8 protein-coding genes and 1 pseudogene are annotated in these 23,469 nt (G+C 61.9%); 4 read left to right on the top strand and 5 right to left on the bottom strand.

The window, feature by feature from the left end:
* The first annotated feature begins 52 nt into the window (after positions 1 to 52).
* Complete coding sequence (locus tag PMI23_RS28610; protein ID WP_007915999.1) at positions 53 to 2,515, top strand: PAS domain-containing protein; 2,463 nt, start codon at positions 53 to 55, stop codon at positions 2,513 to 2,515.
* Here PMI23_RS28610 and PMI23_RS28605 read toward each other — a convergent pair.
* The gene (locus PMI23_RS28605; protein ID WP_007915998.1) at positions 2,477 to 4,024 is read right to left on the bottom strand and encodes a sensor domain-containing diguanylate cyclase; all 1,548 of its coding nucleotides are present in this window, start codon (positions 4,022 to 4,024) and stop codon (positions 2,477 to 2,479) included. The two genes, PMI23_RS28610 and PMI23_RS28605, sit on opposite strands and share 39 nt — an antisense overlap.
* A gap of 265 nt (positions 4,025 to 4,289) precedes the next feature.
* On the opposite strand from PMI23_RS28605, the gene PMI23_RS28600 reads away from it, so the two are divergent.
* Together PMI23_RS28600 and PMI23_RS28595 are read left to right on the top strand one after the other, a co-directional pair.
* Entirely contained in the window at positions 4,290 to 5,546 is a 1,257-nt protein-coding gene (locus tag PMI23_RS28600; RefSeq protein ID WP_007915997.1) for an MFS transporter, read from the top strand.
* 210 nt (positions 5,547 to 5,756) lie between these two features.
* Positions 5,757 to 6,779, top strand: coding sequence for an alpha/beta hydrolase (locus PMI23_RS28595; protein ID WP_007915996.1), 1,023 nt, complete (start codon positions 5,757 to 5,759; stop codon positions 6,777 to 6,779).
* Positions 6,780 to 6,866: 87 nt separating this feature from the next.
* Here PMI23_RS28595 and ycaC read toward each other — a convergent pair.
* A pseudogene (ycaC, locus tag PMI23_RS28590) lies at positions 6,867 to 7,500 on the bottom strand (isochorismate family cysteine hydrolase YcaC).
* 320 nt (positions 7,501 to 7,820) lie between these two features.
* On the opposite strand from ycaC, the gene PMI23_RS28585 reads away from it, so the two are divergent.
* Complete coding sequence (locus PMI23_RS28585; RefSeq protein WP_007915994.1) at positions 7,821 to 8,567, top strand: response regulator transcription factor; 747 nt, start codon at positions 7,821 to 7,823, stop codon at positions 8,565 to 8,567.
* A gap of 190 nt (positions 8,568 to 8,757) precedes the next feature.
* Here PMI23_RS28585 and PMI23_RS28575 read toward each other — a convergent pair whose 3' ends face one another.
* From PMI23_RS28575 to PMI23_RS28565, 3 genes are all read right to left on the bottom strand, one after another.
* Complete coding sequence (locus PMI23_RS28575) at positions 8,758 to 10,716, bottom strand: MacB family efflux pump subunit (RefSeq protein WP_007915988.1); 1,959 nt, start codon at positions 10,714 to 10,716, stop codon at positions 8,758 to 8,760.
* Between the two features lie 2 nt (positions 10,717 to 10,718).
* Positions 10,719 to 11,867: a macrolide transporter subunit MacA gene (gene macA, locus PMI23_RS28570; RefSeq protein ID WP_007915987.1), complete on the bottom strand. Its 1,149-nt coding sequence runs from the start codon at positions 11,865 to 11,867 to the stop codon at positions 10,719 to 10,721.
* Between the two features lie 66 nt (positions 11,868 to 11,933).
* On the bottom strand, positions 11,934 to 23,469 hold an 11,536-nt coding region (locus PMI23_RS28565; protein ID WP_042705069.1), incomplete at its 5' end, for a non-ribosomal peptide synthetase.

Genomic DNA, 23,469 nt, shown 5'->3' with positions numbered 1-23,469 from the left:
GATGGCTTGAAACACGCCAATTAAACGCAGAGCAACAATAAAGGCATGAGGAGTGGATACCCTGAAACAGCTTACTCGCGAGGAGCTTGAGTCCGAAGTCACGCGCCTGCGCCTGGCCGTCAAAGCGACCTGCGACGCCGTCTGGGACTGGGATCTGAAAACCAATCAGGTCATCTGGAACGACTCGCTGCAACAGGCGTATGGCTACGCGTCAGCAGCCATCGAGCCGACGTGTGACTGGCGGTTTGCGCAGATTCACACGCAGGATCGCGCACGCGTGACGACCTCGATTCGCTCGGCGATTGACGGCTCCGGGACGACCTGGAGCGCTGAGTACCGCTTCCTCTGCCACGATGGTTCGTACGCCGAAGTGCTGGATCGCGGGCACCTGATTCGCAATGCCGATGGCCAGGCCGAACGCATGATCGGGGCGATGCTCGACCTGACCCGCTCGCGCAGTGCCGAAACGGCATTGCGTCGTAGCGAAGAACGTTTCAGCACCATTCTGGAAACCATCGAAGCCGCGTTCGCCATCGTCAAAGTCAAATTCGACGCCGACGACCACCCGATCGACTATTGCTTTGTCGAGGCCAACCCGGCGTTCGAGCGTCAGGCGGGGGTCAACCTGCGGGGCAAATGGGTCACCGAGTTTGCGCCCAACCTGGAGAAGTTCTGGTTCGAAACCTACGGCCATGTGGCCAAGACCGGCGAGCCGGCAAACTTCGAGAACTACGCCAATACCTTCGAACGCTGGTTCGATGTGCGTGCCGTGCGCGTCGGCGACCCGGCCGATCGGCAGATCGCGATCTTCTTCAGCGATGTCACCGAGCGCCGCGACGCGCAGGAGCGTTTGCGCATCAGCGAGGCGGTCGCTCGGGAGAACGTCGAACGCGTGCAACTGGCCCTCGCCGCTGGCGCCATTATCGGTACCTGGCATTGGCACCTGCCCAGCGATCGCTTCAGCGTCGATGAAGCCTTCGCGCGGGTGTTCGACCTCGACCCCGCCTGGGGGCTCGACGGTCTGAGCCTGGAACAAGTAGTGATGACCGTTCACCCGGACGACCGGGAGGGACTGATAACCGCCATCAACGAAGTCAAAGCCCGCGGCGGGGCCTATTCGCACCAGTACCGAGTGCGCGGCGCGGATGGCAAATACACCTGGATTGAAGCCAACGGCCGCGTCGAGTGCGCCGAAGACGGCACGCCTTTGCGCTTTCCCGGCGTGCTCATCGATGTCGAAGACCGGCGCAACGTCGAAGCCGAGCGCGACCGGGTCACCGCTGCGTTAAAGGCCCTCAATGACACACTGGAACAACGGGTCTCGGCGCGCACCGCAGAGCTGATGCAGGCCGAGGAGAAGCTGCGGCAATCGCAGAAAATGGAAGCGGTCGGGCAACTCACCGGCGGTCTGGCGCATGACTTCAACAACCTGCTGGCGGGTATCTGCGCATCCCTTGAGCTGATGGACAAACGCATCGCCCAAGGGCGTCTGAGCGACATCGACAAATACATGCTGATTGCACAAGACGCCGCCAAACGCGCAACGGCCCTGACCCATCGCCTGCTGGCCTTCTCCAGGCGGCAGACACTCGATCCCCGGCCAACGGAAGTCAACGCGCTGATTGCCGGCATGACCGAACTGATCCAGCGCACCGTTGGCCCGAGCATTCGCCTGAAGACGGTCGTCGCCGCCGACCTGTGGCCGGCGCTGGTCGATGCCAGTCAACTGGAAAACGCCCTGCTCAACCTGTGCATCAACGCTCGCGACGCGATGCCCGACGGCGGCAGCATCACCGTCGAAACCGCCAATCGCACCCTGGATGCTGAAGCGGCGCGCGTAAGGGAAATGCCCGAAGGGCAATACTTGTGCCTGTCTGTCGCCGACACCGGAACCGGTATGAGTGCAGAAGTGATGGCCAAGGCCTTCGACCCGTTTTTCACCACCAAACCGCTGGGCCAGGGCACGGGGCTGGGGCTGTCGATGATCTACGGTTTCACCAAGCAATCTGGCGGACAGGTGCGGGTGCAATCGACCGTGGGTCAAGGCACCACCATGTGCGTTTACCTGCCGCGCTACCTCGGCGAAACGCAGCGCAATCACGATGACGCGCAAAGCTTGGCAACGCCTCAAACCAAGGCCGGCGAGACCATCCTGATTGTCGACGACGAGCCCACCGTTCGCACGCTGCTCAAAGACGTGCTGAACGACCTTGGCTACAACCTGCTCGAAGCGTGCGACAGCGTTGAGGGCCTGGAAGTATTGCGCTCCAGCGCGCACATCGATTTGCTCATCACCGATGTCGGCTTGCCCGGCGGCATGAACGGCCGACAAATGGCCGATGCAGGCAGGCAGATCAGGCCGAAACTGAAGACGTTGTTTATCACCGGATATGCGGAAAGCTCAGTGATCGGCAACGGTCAACTCGGCCCGGGCATGCAGGTACTGACCAAACCCTTTGTCGTCGACACGCTGGTGTCACGCGTCAGTGGCCTGCTGTCCATCGACGTCGAGTAAGCGCTGCGCTCGGGATGCCATGAACCGGTTGCGCCCCGCGGTTTTCGCTTGATACAGCGCCTGATCGGCTGACTCGATCAAACCGTGCGCAGGGTCCAGGCGTGAAGCGCGCGCGGCGGCGATGCCGATGCTCAGGCTCACGCGGGCCACGGGACTGGAGGGGTGAGCAATGTTTGCTTGCTGTAAACGCTCAATGATCAACTGCGCTACCACGGCGGCACCGTCGATGTCGGTGGCGGGCATGATGACCGCGAACTCCTCGCCGCCGTAGCGCGCGACCAGGTCTGACGGTCGCCGCACACATTCATCCAGCACCCTGGCGACGGCTTGCAGACAGGCGTCGCCGGCAACGTGCCCGAGCGCATCATTGAAGCGCTTGAAATAGTCGATATCGATCATCAACAAGGCCAGCGACGAGCCGTCGCGCTGTGCCCGCCGCGCCTCTGTGGCCAGGGTCTGATCAAAGCAACGCCGATTCGCCAAACCGGTCAGCGCATCTTTCATGGCCAACAACTCCAACTGTCGGTTCGAGCCGAGCAATTGCTGCTGAGCGATGCGCAGTTCGCCTTCCACCTGGGTCCGGCGCCGGATATCGAGAATCAAGCACCAGCCAATCAGACCGGTAAGCCCCAACAGCCCCGCCACCACCACCGCCGACAGCAGAGCCTCGGTTCGCCAGGCCGCGAGGGCTTCACGCTTGCCGATGGCGACCGTGGTGATCAGGGGCAATTTTTCACTTTTGCGGAAGGCGTAGAGGCGTTCGACGCCATCCAGGCTGGAGGTATAAGAGGCGGTGCCGACCGATTGATCGACCAGGTATTTGGCGTAGATCGGCGACTTGGAAAAGTTGCGGCCCATGTCCTGCTCGCGGAAGGGATAGCGCACCAGCAACGTACCGTCGGTATAGGACAGGCCGATGGCCCCGTCCTGGCCGATGTCGAGTTTGCCGAACAGACGCAGAAAGTTTTCCACGCCAAGGGTCACGGCCACGACCCCGGCAAACTCGCCGCGATCATCATTGAAACGGCGGCTGACGGTGATCACCCATTCCTGATTGGAACGGCTGCGGATCGGAGGCCCGATAAAGGGTTCGCGGCTCGGATCGTCGCGATGATGAATGAAGTAGGCTCGATCAACGCTGCTGGCACCCACCGGAATCGGTCGGTTCGACGACATCAGCCAATGACCATCGCGGTCATAGATAGTGATACCGCTCAGCTGTGGCATCAGCGGTTGCTGGCGGTTGACCAGCGCACTCAGGCGCTGGATCTGCGCGGGGCCACTGCCCTCGGTTTCCAGGCGCTCGACCAGCCCGAGCAACAGCAGCGAACTTTGCCGGACAATGCCTTCGGAATAGGTCTCGAGTGCCTGGGTCAGGTTCAACCCGTGCACGTTGACTTCCTCCAGCGCGCGATCGCGCGAAGACAGCACTTTCCAGATGGTCAGCGACGCCAGGGAGCAGCCGATGACCAGCAACAAGAGAATGACGAGGTGGGTATCACGCTTCACGAAAGTACCTAATGGAAAGTCCGGTTTCCGGTTCCGGCCGTTACTGATTCAAGGCAATAACAGCGGTCGTATGTCCTCGACCGGCGAAAGGATACAAGTAGCGCGTCGAACGTGCAGCAACCGTATGACGGAACGTCGTTTTCAGGCCTTAGGCGTTGTTTCGCAACGACACGGCAGCAGCTTGCAACTTATATTCACGGCCGCAGGTCATTAGGCTTGCTGAGGTTGAATCCATCCGCAAACCTCTAACATTGAAGACACCGCCGTGGCCGCTGACCTCGATCGCCGCAACAACCTGTCACTGGACAGCCTGAATTTTTTCCTCGCCGACGTGCGCGACGGTCTCGGCCCCTATCTGGCCATTTACTTACTGGCGGTGCATCACTGGGAGCCGGCCAGCATTGGCCTGGTGATGACCATTGCTGGGGTCGCTGCACTGATCACCCAGACGCCGGCCGGCGCCTGGGTCGACAACAGCCGGCGCAAACGTGCGTTGATTGCGATCGCCGCGCTGCTGGTGACCGGCAGTTGCCTGCTGCTGCCGTTCGTGACGTCCTTCACGTGGGTGGCGTTGACGCAAACCCTGAGTGCGATGGCCGCTTCTATATTCGCCCCGGCCATTTGCGCAATTACCCTGGGCATGACCGGGCCACGAGCGTTCACGCGGCGAACCGGGCGCAACGAAACCTTCAATCATGCCGGCAATGCCTGCGCCGCCCTGCTGGCCGGGGTGTTCGCGTATCTGTTCGGCCCGGTGGCGGTGTTTTATCTAATGGCGGCCATGGCCCTGGCCAGTGTCATTGCCATCGCCTGCGTTTCGCCAGCAGCCATCGACCATGATCTGGCCCGCGGACTGGATCCGGCCGACGCTGGGCATCGTCAGCCTTCCGGTTTGTCGGTGCTGCTGAGCAACCGGCCGCTGTTGCTGTTCGCCATTTGCTGTGCACTGTTCCATCTCGCCAATGCGGCGATGTTGCCGTTGGTGAGTCAAAAACTCGCGCAAGCCAATCTGCAGATGGCCACGCCGCTGACCTCGGCCTGCATCGTCGCGGCGCAACTGGTGATGGTGCCGGCGGCATTACTGGTCGGGGCGAAAGCCGACCTGTGGGGACGCAAACCGCTGCTGCTAGCCGGTTTTCTGATCCTGCCATTGCGCGGTGTGCTCTATACGCTGTCGGACGATGCTTATTGGCTGGTCGCTGTGCAGATGCTCGACGGCGTCGGCGCGGGTCTGTTCGGCGCTTTGTTTCCGATCATGGTCAAAGACCTCACGCAGGGCACCGGGCACTTCAACATTAGCCTTGGCGCACTGACCACGGTCTTCGGGCTGGGCGCGGCGTTGAGCAACGGCCTCGCCGGGTTCGTTGTGCAGGAGGCTGGTTACAGCGCGGCGTTTCTGACCCTGGCCGCTATTGCGGCAGTAGCAGTTGTGTTGCTTGGGGTCGGGGTTCCGGAAACCCAGCGCAGCGGTCGTCAGGCTGAAAGCGGATTGGTCGAGGCCAGCACTGAATCCTCTGCGTAATCCATATCCCATCCCGCCCTCTCATCGCCGCCATATCTACTCTGCGCGCCGCGCCAAACGGCCGCGGCGGATGCGCGTGGCGTTAAAAATCCAGATTCAGTGGATCAGGCAAGCAATCCAGAGGAATGCACTTCGGCGCCGAGGCGCTGATCGAGAGAATGTTCGTGCACAGGCTCAGACGAATAAACCCTCAATCGCAAGGACATTCCAGTGAAAGGTTTTTGCTTGGCCTTCGGGCTGCTCTTCAGTACTTTTTCAGCCATGGGAGCCGATATGTCGAACGGCGCAGACAACTTCTACACCAGCGATAAAGTGACCGTGGAAAAGGTCACCTTCAAGAACCAGTACGGAATGAAGGTCGCTGGCAATCTGTTCAGCCTGAAGAACCTTGACCCACAGTCAAAAAATGCCGCGATCATCGTCGGCCACCCGATGGGCGCAGTGAAAGAGCAAAGCGCCAATCTCTACGCGACCAAAATGGCGGAACAGGGTTTCGTCACGCTGTCGTTCGACTTGTCCTTCTGGGGCGAAAGCGAAGGCCTGCCACGCCAGTCGGTTGCGCCGGACATTTATGCCGAAGACTTCAGCGCGGCGGTGGACTTTCTCGGCACTCGCTCACTGGTCGATCGCGAACGTATAGGTGTTATCGGTATTTGCGGCAGCGGCAGTTTCGCCATCAGCGCCGCCAAGATCGACCCACGTTTGAAGGCGATTGCCACCGTCAGCATGTACGACATGGGTGCTGCCAACCGCAACGGCCTCAAACATTCGCTCACGCCAGCGCAACGCCAATCGATCATTGAACAGGCGGCGCTGCAGCGTGACGCGCAGTCCTGGGGCGGCCCGGTCCGCTACACCGGCGGCACACCGCTCAAACTCACCGGTAATGCCGTGGGGGACGAGTTCTACGATTTCTACCGCACCCCGCGTGGCCAGGTCACCCCGGCCGATGCTTCGCCGCAGACCACCACCATGCCGACGCTGATCAGCAATGTGAAGTTCATGAACTTCTACCCGTTCAATGACATCGAGAGCATCTCCCCGCGCCCGCTGCTGTTCATCGCCGGTGCTCAGGCGCACTCCCGCGAGTTCAGTGAAGACGCGTACCAGCGCGCGGCCGAACCCAAAGAGCTGCTGATCATTCCAGGGGCCGGCCATGTCGACTTGTACGACCGGATCAACCTGATTCCCTTCGCCAAATTGACCGAGTTCTTCAGCCATAACCTGAAGTAACCCCATCGCAACGCTGCCAGCGCTTTAAAGTGCAGACACGACAAAGCCTGCTTTTCAGGGCAGGCTTTTCGTTTGCAGCACGTCGGCTTACTTCTGCTGTGCGGTCAGCGCCGAGTAGCTGTTCATCAGGTTGCGGTAGTTGGGGATGCGCTGCGACAGCAGATTGCCCAAGCCTTCAATGTCGTTGCGCCAGTCGCGGTGCAGCTCACAGGCCACCGAGAACCAGTTCATCATCTGTGCACCGGCCTGGGTCATGCGACTCCACGCCGCTTGTTGCACGGTGGTGTTGAAGGTGCCGGAAGCGTCGGTGACCACAAACACCTCAAACCCTTCTGCCAGCGCCGACAAGGTCGGGAACGCTACGCAGACATCCGTGACCACACCGGCAATGATGATCTGCTTGCGCCCGGTGGCCTTGATCGCTTTGACGAAGTCTTCGTTGTCCCAGGCGTTGATCTGACCTGGGCGAGCGATGTACGGCGCATCCGGGAACATCTCTTTCAATTCCCGGCACCAGCGGGCCGTTCGGGCCTTGTTCGAAACTGGTGGTGAGGATGGTCGGCAGTTCGAAGAACTTGGCCAGATCGGCCAGGGCCAGCACGTTGTTCTTGAATTCGTTGGGCGAGAAGTCCTGCACCAGAGAAATCAGGCCGGTCTGGTGGTCGACCAGCAGCACGATAGCGTCGTCTTTGTTCAGGCGGTTGTAGGTTGGAGTGGTCATGATGGGCGTCCCTTTTCAATGTTGGAAAGTTGTTGTTGCGTTCAAGTTGTGTACAGGTTACTGACGCATCGAAAGGGGATAAATCGGTTCAAACGCGTTTCACCGTCAACCTGAAAAGGACAATTCAGCGACGGTGTTCTCTTCGCTCCCGCATTGAATCCAGCAAAATCAGGGTTATTAGCTAATAACACCTTCATTAAACAGAAGCTCAAACGTTGTACTAGGATAGGATCCAAGTCTGCGGTATTTCGTCGACCAAGGAGATCGTCGACAGTGCTGCAGACGTTTTTGAATTAACGCCTCTCAGGGATGACACGCATATGAATTCACACTTGTTCCCCCACATCGGCAAGGTCATCGCCAGCACCGGCAGCCGGCACTTTCCGCGCATGCTGCATGACCTGATCCTGACGCAACTGGCGGTAGACGCCACGCACATCCGGCAGATGCGTGTCGAACCGGTGAGCCGCGCGTCGAGCCGCAGTGAGCCGGAGCCACTGAAAGAGCCGGCCCTGCTCGCCGAAACGGTGTTTTCCGAACACAGTGCGGCGGCCCACCACTTACAGAATCCGCCGGCTGCGACCAGCGCGGACGCCTCGCAACTGCACCTGACCCGGCGCAAGGATGGCTACCGCTACGTGATTTCGGTATACCGCAACGGCGAGTCGCAGCGCTTTTCCGCGCATGAGCGCAGCCTGTTGCAGGACATCTCCCCGGTACTGCTGCCGATGGTGGAAAAACACATCAACGCCCTGCAACCGGCCACCCTTGAACCGCAAACCCCGTCCGAAACAGCCGAAGGCAGCGGCCTGGAAACCTTGCGCCTGCGCTTTGACGAGCGCCTGGAGCAACTGGGGCTGAGCCTGTCGAATCGCGAAACCGAAGTGTGCGTCGGCCTGCTCGCCGGCCGCACGGCGCCGGAACTGGCCGAGCAGTTGGCGTTGAAGGTCAACACCGTGGAGAGCTATCTGAAACGCGCGGCGATCAAATTGGGCATCAGCGGGCGGCATTCGTTGATGCGCTGGATGTATTCGCCGTTGGAGGCGTTGGGATCGAGTGCGGCGTGATAAACGTGGGTTTTGTGCACGGCTCTGGATCGCTACCCCCTCACCCCAGCCCTCTCCCCCAAGGGGGCGAGGGGGAAAGGGAGCAGATTTGTGTAGTTTTCGAGCCTGAGTTCGACGCGATATTCCAGGTCGGCGCACCTCGAAAGAACACCGCGGTCAGTCCCCTCTCCCTCTGGGAGAGGGTTCGCTTTTAATCCCGCGCCAACGCCTCAATCGGATCAAGCCGCGAAGCATTCCGCGCCGGCACAAACCCGAACACAATCCCGATCAACGTCGAGCACACCACCGCCGTCAGCACCGACGCCAGCGAAAACACCATCTCCCATTCCTTGATAAACACCGAAAACAGATGCCCGATCGCATACGACAGGGAAATCCCAATGGCCCCGCCCAACAGACACACCATCACCGCCTCCACCAGAAACTGCTGACGAATGTCCGACTGCCGCGCCCCCACCGCCATGCGAATACCAATCTCGCGAGTCCGCTCGGTCACCGATACCAGCATGATATTCATCACCCCGATACCGCCGACCACCAGGGAAATCACTGCAATCAGCGACAGTAGCAATGCCAGCGAACGGCTGGTTTTCTGCACGGTCTGCAAGACGCTGTCGAGGTTGTTGGTGAAGAAATCCTTGGTACCGTGGCGTTGCAGCAGCAGTTGGGTGACGTGTTCTTCCACGACTTTGCTCGGCTGGCCGTCCTTCATGCGCACGCTGATGCTGTCCAGATAACGCTGGCCCAATACCCGCCCGGCCGCCGTTTCATAAGGCACCCAGACATTCAGGGTCTTGCCCGAGGCGAACAGGCTTTTATCCTGCGCGGCCACGCCGATCACCGTGCACGGCAGGTTGCCGATCAGGATCACCTGCCCCAACGGATCCACGTCTTGCCCGAACAAACGCTGGCGGGTGTTGTGATCGATGACCACCACCTGCGCCTGGCGCCGCGCATCGCTTTCGCTGAACGGGATGCCCGCAGCCATTTTGATCCCGCGCACCTTGAAGTACTGATCGCTGACGCCGTTGACTTGGGCGTCGAGGTCGATATTGCGATAGCGCAGCAATAGGCTGCGGCCGATCATTGGCGTGGCGCTGTCGACGTAATACAGCTGATTCAGCGCGGTGACATCGGCCGGCGTCAGGGTTTCGATGGCCGCTGCACGTTTGTCGCCGTAACTGCTGCCGGGATAGACATCAATGGTGTTGCTGCCGATGGCGGCGATGTCCTTGAGCACGTAGTTCTTCGCGCCCTCGCCGACCGCCGAGATCGACACCACGGAAGTAATGCCGATGACGATGCCGAGCATGGTCAGCAAGGTGCGCATGCGATGGGAAATCAACGCCACCCAGGCCATGGCGAACGCTTCTTTGAACAGCCCGAGGCTGGCGACCAGGCGCCGTGACGCAGCCGCTTTCGGTGCCACCGGTTCTTCGCTGAGCAGGTGCGTGGTGTCGCGCTCGTTGGTGCGGTCGCTGAGGATTTCGCCGTCGCTGACTTCGATGATGCGCTCGGCGTTGGCGGCGACTTTCGGGTCGTGGGTCACCAGAATCACCGTATGCCCCGCCGCGTGCAGCTCCAGCAGGATGCGCATGACCTCCTTGCCGCTGGCCGTGTCGAGTGCGCCGGTCGGCTCATCGGCGAGGATCACCTCGCCGCCATTCATCAAGGCGCGGGCGATACTCACCCGCTGCTGCTGACCGCCGGAGAGCTGGCTCGGCCGATGCGTCAAATGCCCTTCCAGACCCAGTCGCGCCAACAACTCGCGGGCGCGGGCGTGGCGCTGAAGCTGCGGCGTCCCGGCGTAAATCGCCGGCATCTCGACGTTGTGCATCGCGCTCAAATGCGGCAGCAAGTGGTAGCGCTGGAAGATGAAACCGAAGTAGTCGCGGCGCAGCTCGGCCAGGGCCTGGTTGTCCAGATCGCGGGTTTCCTGGCCGTTGATCTTGTAGCTGCCGGCAGTGGCGTAATCGAGGCAACCGAGGATGTTCATCAGGGTCGATTTGCCCGAGCCCGAGGCGCCAATGATCGCGACCATTTCCCCGGCATTGATCGTCAGATTGATGTTGTTCAGCGCGAGAAATTCGCGGTCACCGGCGGTGAAACTGCGGGTGATACCGGTGAGCTGTAGCAGTGGCTCGGTCATGCTCAGGCCCCCGCCACATTCGTCAGCGGATCACCGATGACTACGCGATCGCCTTCCGCCAGCCCGGCATTGATCTGCACTTTGACGTTGTTGTTGATCCCGGTTTGCACATTGCGCGATTGCGCGTGGCCCTTGGCGTCGAGCACCCGTACCGGAAAACTGCCATCGGCGTTGCGCGGGCCAAGCGCCGCGACCGGCACGGTCAGCACAGCCTTGGCGGTGTCGAGGATAATGCGCACCTGCGCGGTCATCGATATGCGCAAACGATGGTCGGGGTTCGGCACCTCGAACAAGGCGTTGTAGAACACCGCGCTGCTTTGCTTTGGCGTGCCGGCGGGCGGTGTTTCAAGAAAGTTCTGCGGCGCCGGGTCGGTGCCGCGCAGTTTCGCGTAGTAGCGTTTGTCCTCACCGAGAATGGTGAAATACACCTCCTGCCCCGGGGCAATGTGAATCACATCGGCTTCGGACACCTGCGCCTTGACCGTCATGGTGTCCAGATCCGCCAGTTTCAGCAGGACCGGCGCCAGTTGGCTGGCGATCACCGTCTGGCCTTCCTGAGTGACCACGCCGACCACATCGCCATCGATCGGCGCGACAATCCGCGTATACGCCAGATTGACCTTGGCCGTGTCGATCTGGATGTGCGCACTTTTGATCTGCGCGTCCAGCGACATCAGGTTGGCCTGTTGTACCTGATAGTTCGACTCGGCATTTTCGAAATCCTGGCGCGAGATCGACGCGTCGTCCTGCAGGTTCTTGTAGCGCTCGTAAATCGCTTTGGTCTGCCTCAGTTGAGCCTGAGTGGCGCGTTTCTGCGCTTGCAGGTTCTCCTCATCGACCTGGGCCTGACGCAGGGTGTTCTGCAGCACCAGCGGATCGATTTCCGCCAGCCACTGCCCCTTCTTTACCTTGTCGCCAACCTTGACCTTGAGCGACTTCAATTGCCCGGACACCTGCGCACCGACGTCCACTTGTTTGATGCCTTCGAGCAACCCGGTGGCCAGCACCGCGTTTTCAATATCACCGCGCTCCACAGGCGCGGTCAGGTATTGCGGCGCCTCGGCCGGTGCTTGCACCGCGTAGAACGCCAATCCCGCTACTGCCACTAGCGCCAGACCCATACCGACTTTGCGCAACTTCGACTTTTCCATAAATGACCACAAGTCCGTTCAGGGGTGAGCCCGGCCAGCGGCCGGGCTCTGGTAGATAAACAACAATCAGGAAACCACTTGGCCGGCCGGCACTTTCAGGCCGTCATGCCACCACGCCGCGAGACTGAAGACGTTGGGCGCCTTGAGAATCGTGAAGTGGTTGCCCGGCCCGTACCACACCGCCAGATCCGTCACCTGACGCTGCCAGCCTTCGACCATCGCCGCTTGCTCGCGCTGATTGCCCCACGCATCCAGCGTCGGGTCATCGACCAGCGCCAGCCGCACCGGCCCGCTGTAGGCCAGTTGCGGTTGATAGACCGTGCGCAAGGCTGTGGCGAAGGTGCGCACCGGGCCGTGCATGGCCTGCGCTGACGAACGCGCAGACAACACACCGGCGCGCACCATGCCCTCGTGCAACAGGCGCATTTGCGTGGTGTCGTCAGCCTCGGCGAACGCCAGCGGATCGATGCCCAACGACTTGCCGCTGGACAGTTGCAGCGTCTCGATCAAGCGTTCCAGCGCGGCGGTAGTCGTATACGGTTTGCCCGCCGTGCCATTGCCACCGGGGGCTTCGCTGTCGATCAGGGTCAACGACGCTACCTCACGCCCGGTCGCCTGCAACTGCGCGGCCATGGCATGCGCGACCCAACCGCCGAACGAATGGCCGATCAAGTGCACCGGACCTTGCGGATACAACTGCTCGACGGCTTGCAGATAACACCTCGCCGCCGCTTCCACCTGACTGTGCGGCACGCCGCTGCCATCGAGCCCGCGCGGTTGCAGACCAAAGATCGGCCATTCCGGGCCTAAGGCTTCGGTGAGGTGAATGAACCCGGTGACACTGTCGCCCGCCCCCGGCACGCAAAAGATCGGCGCATGCCCGGCGTGCCCGCTCTGGATCGTCAACACGGGTTGATAAGCCTGTGGTTGCGGGGCCTGCGCAGCGGCCATGGCCTGACTCAAGGCCTGGCCGAGTGCCTGGACATCCGGGTTTTTCATCATGCTGCGGTGATCCCCTGGCACATCGATGCAGCGCAGCAAACCTGTACCGACCTTGTTCTCCCAGCCACGGCTCGGACTCGGCTGTGCCTGCCCCGGCATCAGTGCCTGAGCGCGGAACAAGTGCACCGGCTGGCTGGCCGGGCTGACCCGGTAATGCGCCAGCGCCAGGCCATGAGCGGCCTCACGATCAAAGTAACTCCAGGCATCCGCTGCGCTCAGTGCGGCCAGTTCCGGGTCAGGCAATTGCTGTTCGCAGCAGCGCTGGAACAGTTCATCGAAGGCGATGAGCTCGACTTCAGCCTCCAGCCGCTCGACCTCAGCCATCGCTGGCAGCCCTTCTTCTCCACGCATCTGCGAACGCGCGCGGCAGTGTTCAAGCAATTGACGCTTGTCGCGATGCGCGCCGCTCCAGCGGGTTTTATCCTGACTGGCCGGATGTGGCGCGTAGGTATCGAGCAGGCCGACAAACGCTACCGCCTCATCGAGACCGAGCAATTGCTGGGCGATTTCATACGCCAGCAAGCCGCCAAACGACCACCCGGCCAGACGATACGGCCCATGCGGCTGCACCGAGCGGATGATCCCGACCATCCGCGCGGCCATGCATTCAAGGGTACGCAGTTGCGGCTGCCCCAGCGGCACACCGGGCAAACCGTAAATCGGAAACTCGCCCTCGATATGCAGGCCCAATGCCGGGAAATACACGTCCCGACCGCTGAATTCATGGATCAGGAACAGCGCATTGCCGCCTTCGCCCGGTCGCACCACGACCAGTCCTTCCGGCTGTGCGGGCACGGCATGGTGCTGACTGAGCAGCGCCGCCAGCGACTCGACACTCGGCCGCTGGAACAACTGCGCCAGCGTCACCTGCTGCCCCGCACGTTGCAGCAGGTTGACCAGACGAATCGCCAACAGCGAATGCCCGCCCAACTCAAAGAAGTTGTCGTGACGTCCGACCCGCTCGACATTCAGCACTTCACCCCAGACCTGCGCGAGCAAGCTTTCGACCTCGCCTTGCGGCGCTTCGTAGTGGCGGCTGAGCACCGCGTCGATGCCCGGTGCCGGCAGCGCCTGACGGTCGATCTTGCCGTTGGGACTCAACGGTAAAACGTCGAGCGCAACAAACGCGCCCGGCACCATGTACTCGGGTAATTGTTCGAGGATGAACGCGCGCAGCGTGTCGATCGTGGGCGCTGCACTGCCCTCGCGCACCGTGAAATACGCGACCAGACGCTCGTCGCGCATCAGCACGACCACCTCGCGCACATCCGGGTGCTGGATCAACCGCGCTTCGATTTCACCGAGTTCCAGACGCAAGCCATGCAGCTTGACCTGGAAGTCGTCGCGCCCGAGGAATTCGAGGTTGCCGTCAGCGCGGTATCGCACCAGATCGCCGGTGCGGTACAGGCGATCACCGGCCACAAACGGACTGTCGATAAAGCGCTCGGCCTGCATCTGCGGCAGCCCCATGTAACCGCGCGCCACGCCGATGCCGCCGATGTGCAACTGGCCAATGACGCCGAGCGGCACCGGTTGGTCATGGGCATCGAGTACATACAGACGCGTGTTGCAGATGGCTTTGCCGATCGGCAATTCAGACGTTGGCACCGGCATGTGCGGTTCCAGGGTCCACGCCGTGCTGTCAACCGTGGCTTCGGTCGGGCCATACACGTTATGCAGGCGCACCCACGGCAGGTGCTGGCGCACAGCAGCGGCCAGCGCCGCGGTGAGTTCGCCGCCACCGCAGAACACATCGGTGAGGCTGGTGCATTCACTGACATCCTGCAGTTCAACAAACTGCTGCAACAGCGCCGGCACAAACTTGACCACCGTCACACGTTGCTGACGAATCACTTGCGCCAGATACGCCGGTTCCCGATGGCCGCCCGGCCGTGCCAGCACCAGACGCACACCGGCGGTCAGCGGCCAGAAGAACTCCCACACCGAACCATCGAAACTGAACGGCGCTTTTTGCAACAGCGCGCCGTCCGTGCTCGGCGGGCAAATCTGCGAGCCCCAATGCACCAGATTGCACAGGCCGCGATGCTCGAGCATTACGCCTTTCGGTGTGCCGGTCGAACCCGAGGTGTAGATCATGTACGCCAGATTCGCAGGGGTCAGGCCGGGCACCTGCGGATTGCTCTCCGCTTGCTCGTGCCAGCTGCATTGGTCAAAGTCGATCACGGCCACGTCGGTCCCGGCAAACAGCGCACGGGTGGCCGTCTGCACCAGCACCGCCACCGGCGCGCAGTCCCTGAGCATAAAGTCCAGGCGCTCCGCCGGATAAGCCGGATCCAGCGGCACATAAGCACCACCGGCCTTGAGAATGCCGAGCAACCCCACCACCAGATCAAGCCCACGCTCTACACACAGCGCCACTCGCGCATCCGGCCCCACGCCCTGCTCGCGCAAATGGTGCGCAAGACGGTTGGCACGCGTGTTCAGCTCGCGATACGTCAGGCTGTGTTCGCCCGACTGCACGGCGATGGCGTCCGGCTGACGACGTACCTGTGCTTCAAACAGGCTCTGGATCGGTTGCTCGACCGGGCAATCAACCGCCGTTGCGTTGAAATCGCCGAGCAAGCGCTGCTGCTCTTCCGGCGCAAGCAGGTTGACCTGCGCCAACAGCGCCTGATCATCACTGACCAGCGCCGCCAGCAAGCGCTGCAAGTAACCGACAAAACGCCGCACGGTCGACTCATCGAACAACGCCGTGGCGTAGCGCAGCGCGCCACGGATGCCTTGCGGGTTCTCACCGAGGCTCAGCGACAGGTCGAACTTCACAAAGTGATTTTCCCCGGCCACGCCTTCCAGCGTGAGACCGTCCAGTGCCAGGGCGGGCGCCACGCTGCTGTCCCAGCACACCAGGGTCTGGAACAACGGTGTGTGGGAAAGGCTGCGCAGCGGTCGGGTGATTTCCACCACGTGTTCGAACGGCAGATCCTGATGCGCCTGCGCGGCCAGAGTCTGCACCTTGACCCGCGCCAGCAGCGCCGCACCGGTCAGATCGCCCGAGGTATCGATGCGCAGCGCCAAGGTGTTGACGAACATGCCGATCAGCCCTTCGATCTCGGCGCGGGTACGGTTGGCTACCGGCGAGCCAATGACCACATCGGACTGCCCGGACAGGCGCGCGAGCAACATTGCCCAGGCGCTCATGAGCACCATGTACGGTGTCACGGCATGACGCTGACACAACGCCTTCAGGCCGGCGCTGGTCTGCTCGTCCAGCACGATCTCGACACTGCCGCCGTGGTGATCCTGTTGCGCCGGACGCGGACGGTCCGTCGGCAGGCTCAGCAACGCCGGAGCGCCGGCCAAGGTCTGCTGCCAATAGTCGCTTTGACGCTGCAGCACCTCGCCGCTGAGCCAGCGCCGCTGCCACACCGCGTAGTCGGCGTATTGCAAGGCCAGCGGCGGCAGCGGATCGTCCTCGCCGTGACTGAACGCCTGATACAGCGCCATCAATTCACGGGTCAGCACGCCCATCGACCAGCCGTCGGAGATGATGTGGTGCATCGTCAACAACAGCACATGGTGCTCATCGGCCAGACGCAGCAACCGTCCGCGAATCAACGGACCGTCCTGCAAATTGAACGGTCCGCGCGCTTCAGTTTCGATCAGCGCACGCAAGGCCTCGTCGGTCTGCGGCTGTTGTCGCCAATCCTCCTCAATCAGCGACAGGCCACTGTCGACCGGGGCAATCAGCACCTGTGCTTCGTCGTTCAATTGCGCGAATCGACTGCGCAGGCTTTCGTGACGCGCGACGATCCGCGCCAATGCCCGGTGCAGCGCCTCTGCGTCGAGTCGTCCACGCAAATGCAGGCCCAAGGGAATGTTGTAAGCGGTATTACCGCCGCCCATCTGCGCGAGGAACCACAAGCGTTGCTGGGCGAACGACAGCGGCAGCGCCTGATCGCGCGGCGCCGGCAGAATCGGCGGCAAGCTGCTGCGTTCGGCCTGACTCAATACGTTGGCGACCGCCGCCAATTCCGGATTGGCAAACAGATCAGCCAGCGCCAGCTCCACGCCCAATTGCTGGCGCACCTGGGAGAGCATGCGCATGGCCAGCAATGAATGGCCGCCGAGTTCGAAGAAGGTGCCGAGTTCGAAGAAGTTGTCGTGACGGCCGACCTGTTCGACCTGCAACACCTCGGCCCAGACCTGTGCGAGGCTGATTTCCAGTGGATTGGCCGGCGCCTCGTAGACCCGACTGAGCAGCGCCTCCTGGGTCGGTGCCGGCAGTGCCTTGCGGTCAACCTTGCCGTTGTTATTCAGTGGTAACACATCGAGTTGCACCCACGCGGTGGGCACCATGTATTCCGGCAGGCGTGCGTGCAACTGAGCGTGCAGTTCAGCGCTGTCCAAGACGCCATCGTGTGCCGTGTAATACGCCACCAGACGCGTGGCGTCCTGGCCGTCGCGGCGCGCCAGCACCACGGCTTCCCTGATCCCCGCGCAGTTCAGCAGGCGACTCTCGATTTCTCCCAGCTCGATGCGGAAACCACGAATCTTCACCTGATCATCGTTGCGGCCGATGCAATCGAGTTGTCCCGGCGCCAGCCAGCGCGCGAGGTCACCGGTGCGATAAAGCAACGCGCCCGGCGTCTCGCTGAACGGATCGCGGAGGAATTTCTCGGCGGTCAGATCCGGCCGGTTCAGGTAACCCAGCGCCACGCCCTGCCCGCCGATGTACAGCTCGCCGGTCACGCCCATCGGCACCGGTTGCTGATACGCGTCGAGCACGTACACCTGCGTGTTGCCGATCGGTCCGCCAATCGGCACGCTCTCGGCGTTTTCCGCCACTTCACGCACTTCGAATGTCGTGGCGTACGTGGTGGTTTCGGTCGGGCCGTAGCAATGCACGATGCGCAATGCCGGGGCCTCGGCCAGCAGTCGCCGGAACGCCGCCGGATCGCCACGCTCACCGCCGCACAGCAGCATCCGCAGGCCCTTGAGCGCCTGCGGGATCAGTTGCACGTATTGGTTGAACAGCGCGGTGGTGACGAACAGGATCGTCGCGCCACTGGCACTCAGTTCACGGCCGAAGGCATTCGGATCAAGCAGCGTTTGATGGTCGATGATCACCACGCGACCGCCATTGAGCAGCGGCCCCCAGATGTCCATGGTGCTCGCATCGAACGCCGGGTTCGAGGCGAAGACCACACGATCCTGCGCATTGAAATCGGCATAACCGTTGTTGAGCACCAAGCGGCCGATGCCCCGGTGCGGCACCATCACCCCTTTCGGCGTGCCGGTCGAGCCGGAGGTGTACATGATGTACGCCAGCATTTCGGAGGACTGCACCAGGTTGGGGTTGTGCGTCGGCTGGCCGTTGAGGGTCAGCGTGTCCAGATCGATGCGCGGTGCGGTGTAGTCGATGACTTCGCTGCTGAGGGTCAACAGCGCCACCGCTCGGCAATCCTCAACCATGAACGCCTGGCGCTCGCTCGGTGCGTTGATGTCCAGCGGCACGTAGGCCGCCGCGCATTTGGCAATGGCCAGTTGCGCGACCAGCAACTCCAGCGAACGTGGCAGCAGGATCGCCACGTGATCGCCCGGCTGCACGCCGTGGGCGATCAGATGATGGGCCAGGCGGTTGGCTTGGGCATTCAGCTCAAAGTAACTCAGCGAATGCGCGCCATGCACCGCCGCCACCGCTTTGGGATGCGCCGCCGCCTGCTGCTGGAAAATCCCGTGCACGGTCAGTGTTTGCGGGTAGTCACGCACCGTGGCGTTGAAGTCGTACAGCAAACGCTGGCGCTCATCCGCCGCCAGCAACGGTACCTGTTCCAGTACCGTTTGCTCACCGCCAATCATCGCTTCGAGCAGACGTTCGAAGTAGCCGATATAACGCTTGATCGTCAGCGCATCGAACAGCGCCGTGGCGTAGTTCAGCGTGCCGCGAATCGCTCCATTGACCTCGCCCAGTGTCAGCGTCAGGTCAAACTTGGCGACATCGCCCGGCCCGGCCACGCCCTCCAGCGTCAGATCAGCCAACGCCAGTTGCGGGCCGACGCTGCTGTCCCAGTTCAGCGTGGTCTGGAACAGCGGGCTGTGCGCCAGGCTGCGCAGCGGCCGGGCGATTTCCACCACTTGCTCGAACGGCAGATCCTGATGCGCCTGCGCCGCCAGTGTCTGCGCCTTGACCCGCGCCAGTAGCGCTTCGACGTTCACCGCGCCCGAGGTGTCGATGCGCAAGGCCAGCGTATTGACGAACATGCCAATCAGGCCTTCGACTTCTGTGCGAGTGCGATTGGCCACCGGCGTACCGATCACCACATCGGTTTGCCCGGACAGACGACTCATCAGCAGCGCCCAGGCGCTCATCATGGTCATGAACAGGGTCACGCCGTGACGTTGGCTCAAGGCCTTGAGCCCCGCGCTCAGGCGCGGGTCCAGCAGCACGTCGACGTTGCCGCCGGTGTAATCCTGTTGTGCCGGACGCGGGCGATCGGTGGGCAGCGTCAACACGGCCGGCGCACCGTCGAGGGTTTGCTGCCAGTACTCGCTTTGCCGCCGCAGCACCTCCTCGCTGAGCCAGCGGCGCTGCCACACGGCGTAGTCGCCATATTGCAGCGTCAGCGCTGGCAGCGGATCAGGCTGACCCTGGCTGAACGCTTGATACAACGCCATCAACTCAGCCGTCAGCACGCCCATCGACCAGCCATCGGCGACGATGTGGTGCACGGTCAGCAACAGCACATGATGATCGTCGGCCAAGCGCACCAGTCGCCCACGAATCAGCGAATCATTCTGCAGATCAAACGCTGTCGAGGCTTCCTGCGCCATCAATCCCTGCAAGGTGAGCTCGGCTTGCAAGGCTTGGCGCAGGTCGTCCACGCGCAAAAGCAAACCGCTGTCGACCGGGGCAATCGATACCTGCGCAGTGTCGTCGAGGCGGATGAAACGGCTGCGCAGGGTTTCGTGACGAGCGACAATCCGTGCCAGCGCCGCTTGCAGGGCGTCGTCGTCGAGGTGACCGCGCAGGCGCAGGCCGAGAGGAATGTTGTACGCCGAGTTGCCACCGGCCATTTGCGCGAGGAACCACAGACGTTGCTGGGCAAAGGACATCGGCAGCGGTCGATCACGCGGTGCAGGCACAATGTCCGCTAGCGCGCTGCGCCCGGCGCGGCTCAATACTTCAGCAACCGCACTCAATTGCGCATCGGCAAACAGATCACTCAGCGCCAGTTCGACGCCGAGGCGCTGACGGATCAGCGAAACCATGCGCATCGCCAACAGCGAATGACCGCCGAGTTCGAAGAAATGATCGTGACGGCCGACCTGCTCGACTTGCAGCACTTCGGCCCAGATCTGCGCCAGTGCGGTTTCCAGCTCACCTTGTGGTGCTGTGTATTCGCGGCTGAGTAACGTAGCGTCGTCAGGCTTGGGCAAGGCTTTGCGATCAACCTTGCCATTGTTGTTCAGCGGCAACCTATCCAGTTGCACCCACGCTGACGGCACCATGTATTCCGGCAGTCGTGCTTGCAACTGCTTGTGTAGCCCGGCGCTGTCCAGCTGTTCAGCGTGAGCGGTGTAATACGCCACCAGACGCGTAGTTTGTTGACTGTCCTGGCGAGCCAGCACAACCGCTTCCTTGACCCCGGCACAGCTGAGCAGGTGGTTTTCGATTTCGCCCAGCTCGATACGGAAGCCGCGAATCTTCACCTGATCGTCGTTCCGTCCGATGCAATCGAGTTGCCCCGGCGCCAGCCAACGCGCGAGGTCGCCCGTACGGTACAGAAGCGCGCCGGGTTTATCGCTGAATGGATCGCGAAGGAATTTCTCGGCAGTCAGATCCGGCCGGTTCAGATAGCCCAGCGCCACACCCTCACCGCCGATATACAACTCACCGGTCACGCCCATCGGCACCGGTTGTTGATGGGCATCCAACAGGTAAACCTGCGTGTTGCCGATCGGCCCGCCAATCGGCACGCTCTCGGCGTTTTCCGAGACTTCGCGCACCTCGAAGGTGGTCGCGTATGTAGTGGTTTCGGTCGGACCGTAGCAGTGCACGATACGCAGCGCTGGCGCCTCTGCCAGTAACTGCCGGAACGCCGCTGGATCGCCCCGCTCGCCGCCACACAACAGCATACGCAAGCCTTTGAGCGCCTGCGGAATCAGTTGCACGTACTGGTTGAACAGCGCGGTGGTGACGAACAGGATCGTCGCCCCGCGAGCACTCAATTCACGGCCGAAAGCGTTCGGGTCGAGCAGCGTCTGATGGTCGATGACCACGACGCGACCGCCATTGAGCAATGGCCCCCAGATGTCCATGGTGCTGGCGTCGAACGCTGGATTGGAGGCAAACACCACCCGATCCTGCGGGTTGAAATCGGCATAACCGTTGTTGATCACCAACCGGCCGATGCCTCGGTGCGGCACCATCACGCCTTTCGGTGTGCCCGTGGAACCGGAGGTGTACATGATGTACGCCAGCGATTCCGAGGTTTGCGAAAGGTTCGGGTTTTGCGTTGATTGCTCATCCAGCGACAACGTATCCAGATCGATGCGCCGGACGGCGTAGTCGATGACTTCACCGCTCAAGGTCAACAGTGCCACAGCCTGGCAGTCATCGACCATGAACGACTGCCGCTCGCTCGGCGCATGGATGTCCAGCGGCACATAGGCCGCCGCGCACTTGGCGATTGCCAGTTGTGCGACCAGCAGCGTCAGCGAACGTGGCAACAATATAGCCACGTGGTCGCCCGGCTGGACGCCTTGCGCGATCAACTGATGGGCCAGACGGTTGGCCTGCGCATTGAGTTCAAAGTAACTCAACGATTGCTCACCGTGCACCGCGGCCACCGCTTGCGGTTGCGCCGCCACTTGCCCCTCAAACAACGCGTGCACTGTTAGCGCCTGCGGATACTCGCGTTGTGTGGCGTTGAACTCGACCAGTAACTGATGACGTTCTTCGGCGCTGACTACCGACAACCGATCAAACCCCGCGTGCGGCGTGTGCTCCAGCGCGTTCAGCAAAGTCATCAATGCACCCTGCATGTACCCGCAGATTCGCTGTGCATCAATCCCAGCCCCGGCCAATACCTTCAAGCCGAAATCTTCGCCAAGATCGTCAACGCTGAGGGTCAGGCGATAGTTGGTGTGTTCCTCGGCATCGAGCAATTGCATCCCGTGCCACGCCGCTTGCACCTCGGCGGATATCGGCCCGACCGGGGCGCTGTGACGATAGTTGAGCAGCGTGCTGAACAGCGGCGTACCCGCCGGCATCGCGCTGCACTGCTGCACCTGCGCCAGTTGCGCGTGCTCGTGAGCAAGCAACTGACTCAAGCGTTGATGGGTCGCCAGCGCCGCCCCTTTAACGCTGTGCGCATTGAGCTCGATGCACAGCGGCAAGGTGTTGATGAACACACCCAGCGCCCGCTCCGCTCCTTCGCCGCCCTGCAATCTGCCAAGCAAAACCGTGCCAAAAACCACGGCGTCGCGCCCGGACAATTGCCCCAGCACCTGCGCCCAGGCGAGGTGCATCAGGCTGGCGGCGCTGACACCCAAGCGCCGCGCCTGTTGCCTTACGCTGTGGCTGAGTGTGTTTTCCAGCGTCAACTGCGCTTCCTGCGCGGGACCGTCATGGGCCAGATTCTGACCATAGGGCAAGGTCGGCTCATCGATCGCGCCGAGCATTTCGCGGAAGAAGCTTTCGTGCTCTTGCGCGCTCAGCCCGGCGCGGGTGTGCGCCACGTAGTTGCGATACGGCACTGGCTCGCTCAGTTGCCCGGCGTTGCCCAGCAGAAACGCCTGCATCTCGTGCTGCAACACCTCGAGCGCCACGTGATCCATGACCAAATGATGGAACAACAACAACGCCACCACCCGTTGATTGACGGCATCACGGCTGTACACCACGCGCATCAGCGGCGCCTCGGTGACGGGCATGCGGTAGTTATCGATGGTGAAGCGTCTGTGCAACTGGCTCAGCGCATCGCCCGCTTCGGCGTCCAGCTGCAAGGCCTCACAGCTCAGCGAAGCCTCACGCCAGACCACTTGCACCGGCTCTTCCAGACCCTCCCAGAACAGCGAGGTGCGCAGAATGTCATGACGCTCGATCACCCGTTGCAGTGCCTCGGTGAATACCTGTAAACGCTGCTCGTCAGCAAAGGCAAACTGCGCCTGCAGCACATACGGATCACCCTGCGCAGCCGAAAGATGATGGAACAGAATGCCGGTCTGCAAAGGTGCCAGCGGGTAGATGTCTTGAACATTGCGCGCACCGCCGGGGACACTCGCGACGATGCGGTCGATCGTTGCTTGATCCAGCGTCACCAGTGGCAGCAGTTCGGGCGTGATGCGCGGGCAATCGGCTGGAATCAGATTTGCCGGCACCGCTGCTGCGGGTTCCCCGCCTACTGCCGCCGCCAGTGCGGCCAGCGTCGGTTGGCCGAACAGCACGCGAATGTCCGCCGACAGCCCGGCCCGGCGCATGCGCGCAACCAGATTGACCGCCAGCAATGAATGGCCGCCCAGTTCGAAGAAGTGATCAAAGCGCCCTACTCGCTCGACTTTCAGCAACTCGGCCCAGATACCGGCAATGACGGTTTCGACTTCACCGACCGGGGCTTCGTACTCGCGGGTCAGCAGC

Origin of the sequence: Pseudomonas sp. GM24 (assembly GCF_000282235.1) — a bacterium.
Taxonomy (GTDB): Bacteria; Pseudomonadota; Gammaproteobacteria; order Pseudomonadales; family Pseudomonadaceae; genus Aquipseudomonas.
Note: the sequence above shows the minus strand (reverse complement) of the source record. Positions and strands in the feature narration are given on the sequence as shown.

What these genes read in the sequence shown, in the direction of transcription:
- PMI23_RS28585 (WP_007915994.1), top strand. Translation starts at nt 7,821, where the DNA reads ATGAATTCACACTTGTTCCCCCACATCGGCAAGGTCATCGCCAGCACC.
- PMI23_RS28575 (WP_007915988.1), bottom strand. Translation starts at nt 10,716, where the DNA reads ATGACCGAGCCACTGCTACAGCTCACCGGTATCACCCGCAGTTTCACC.
- macA (WP_007915987.1), bottom strand. Translation starts at nt 11,867, where the DNA reads ATGGAAAAGTCGAAGTTGCGCAAAGTCGGTATGGGTCTGGCGCTAGTG.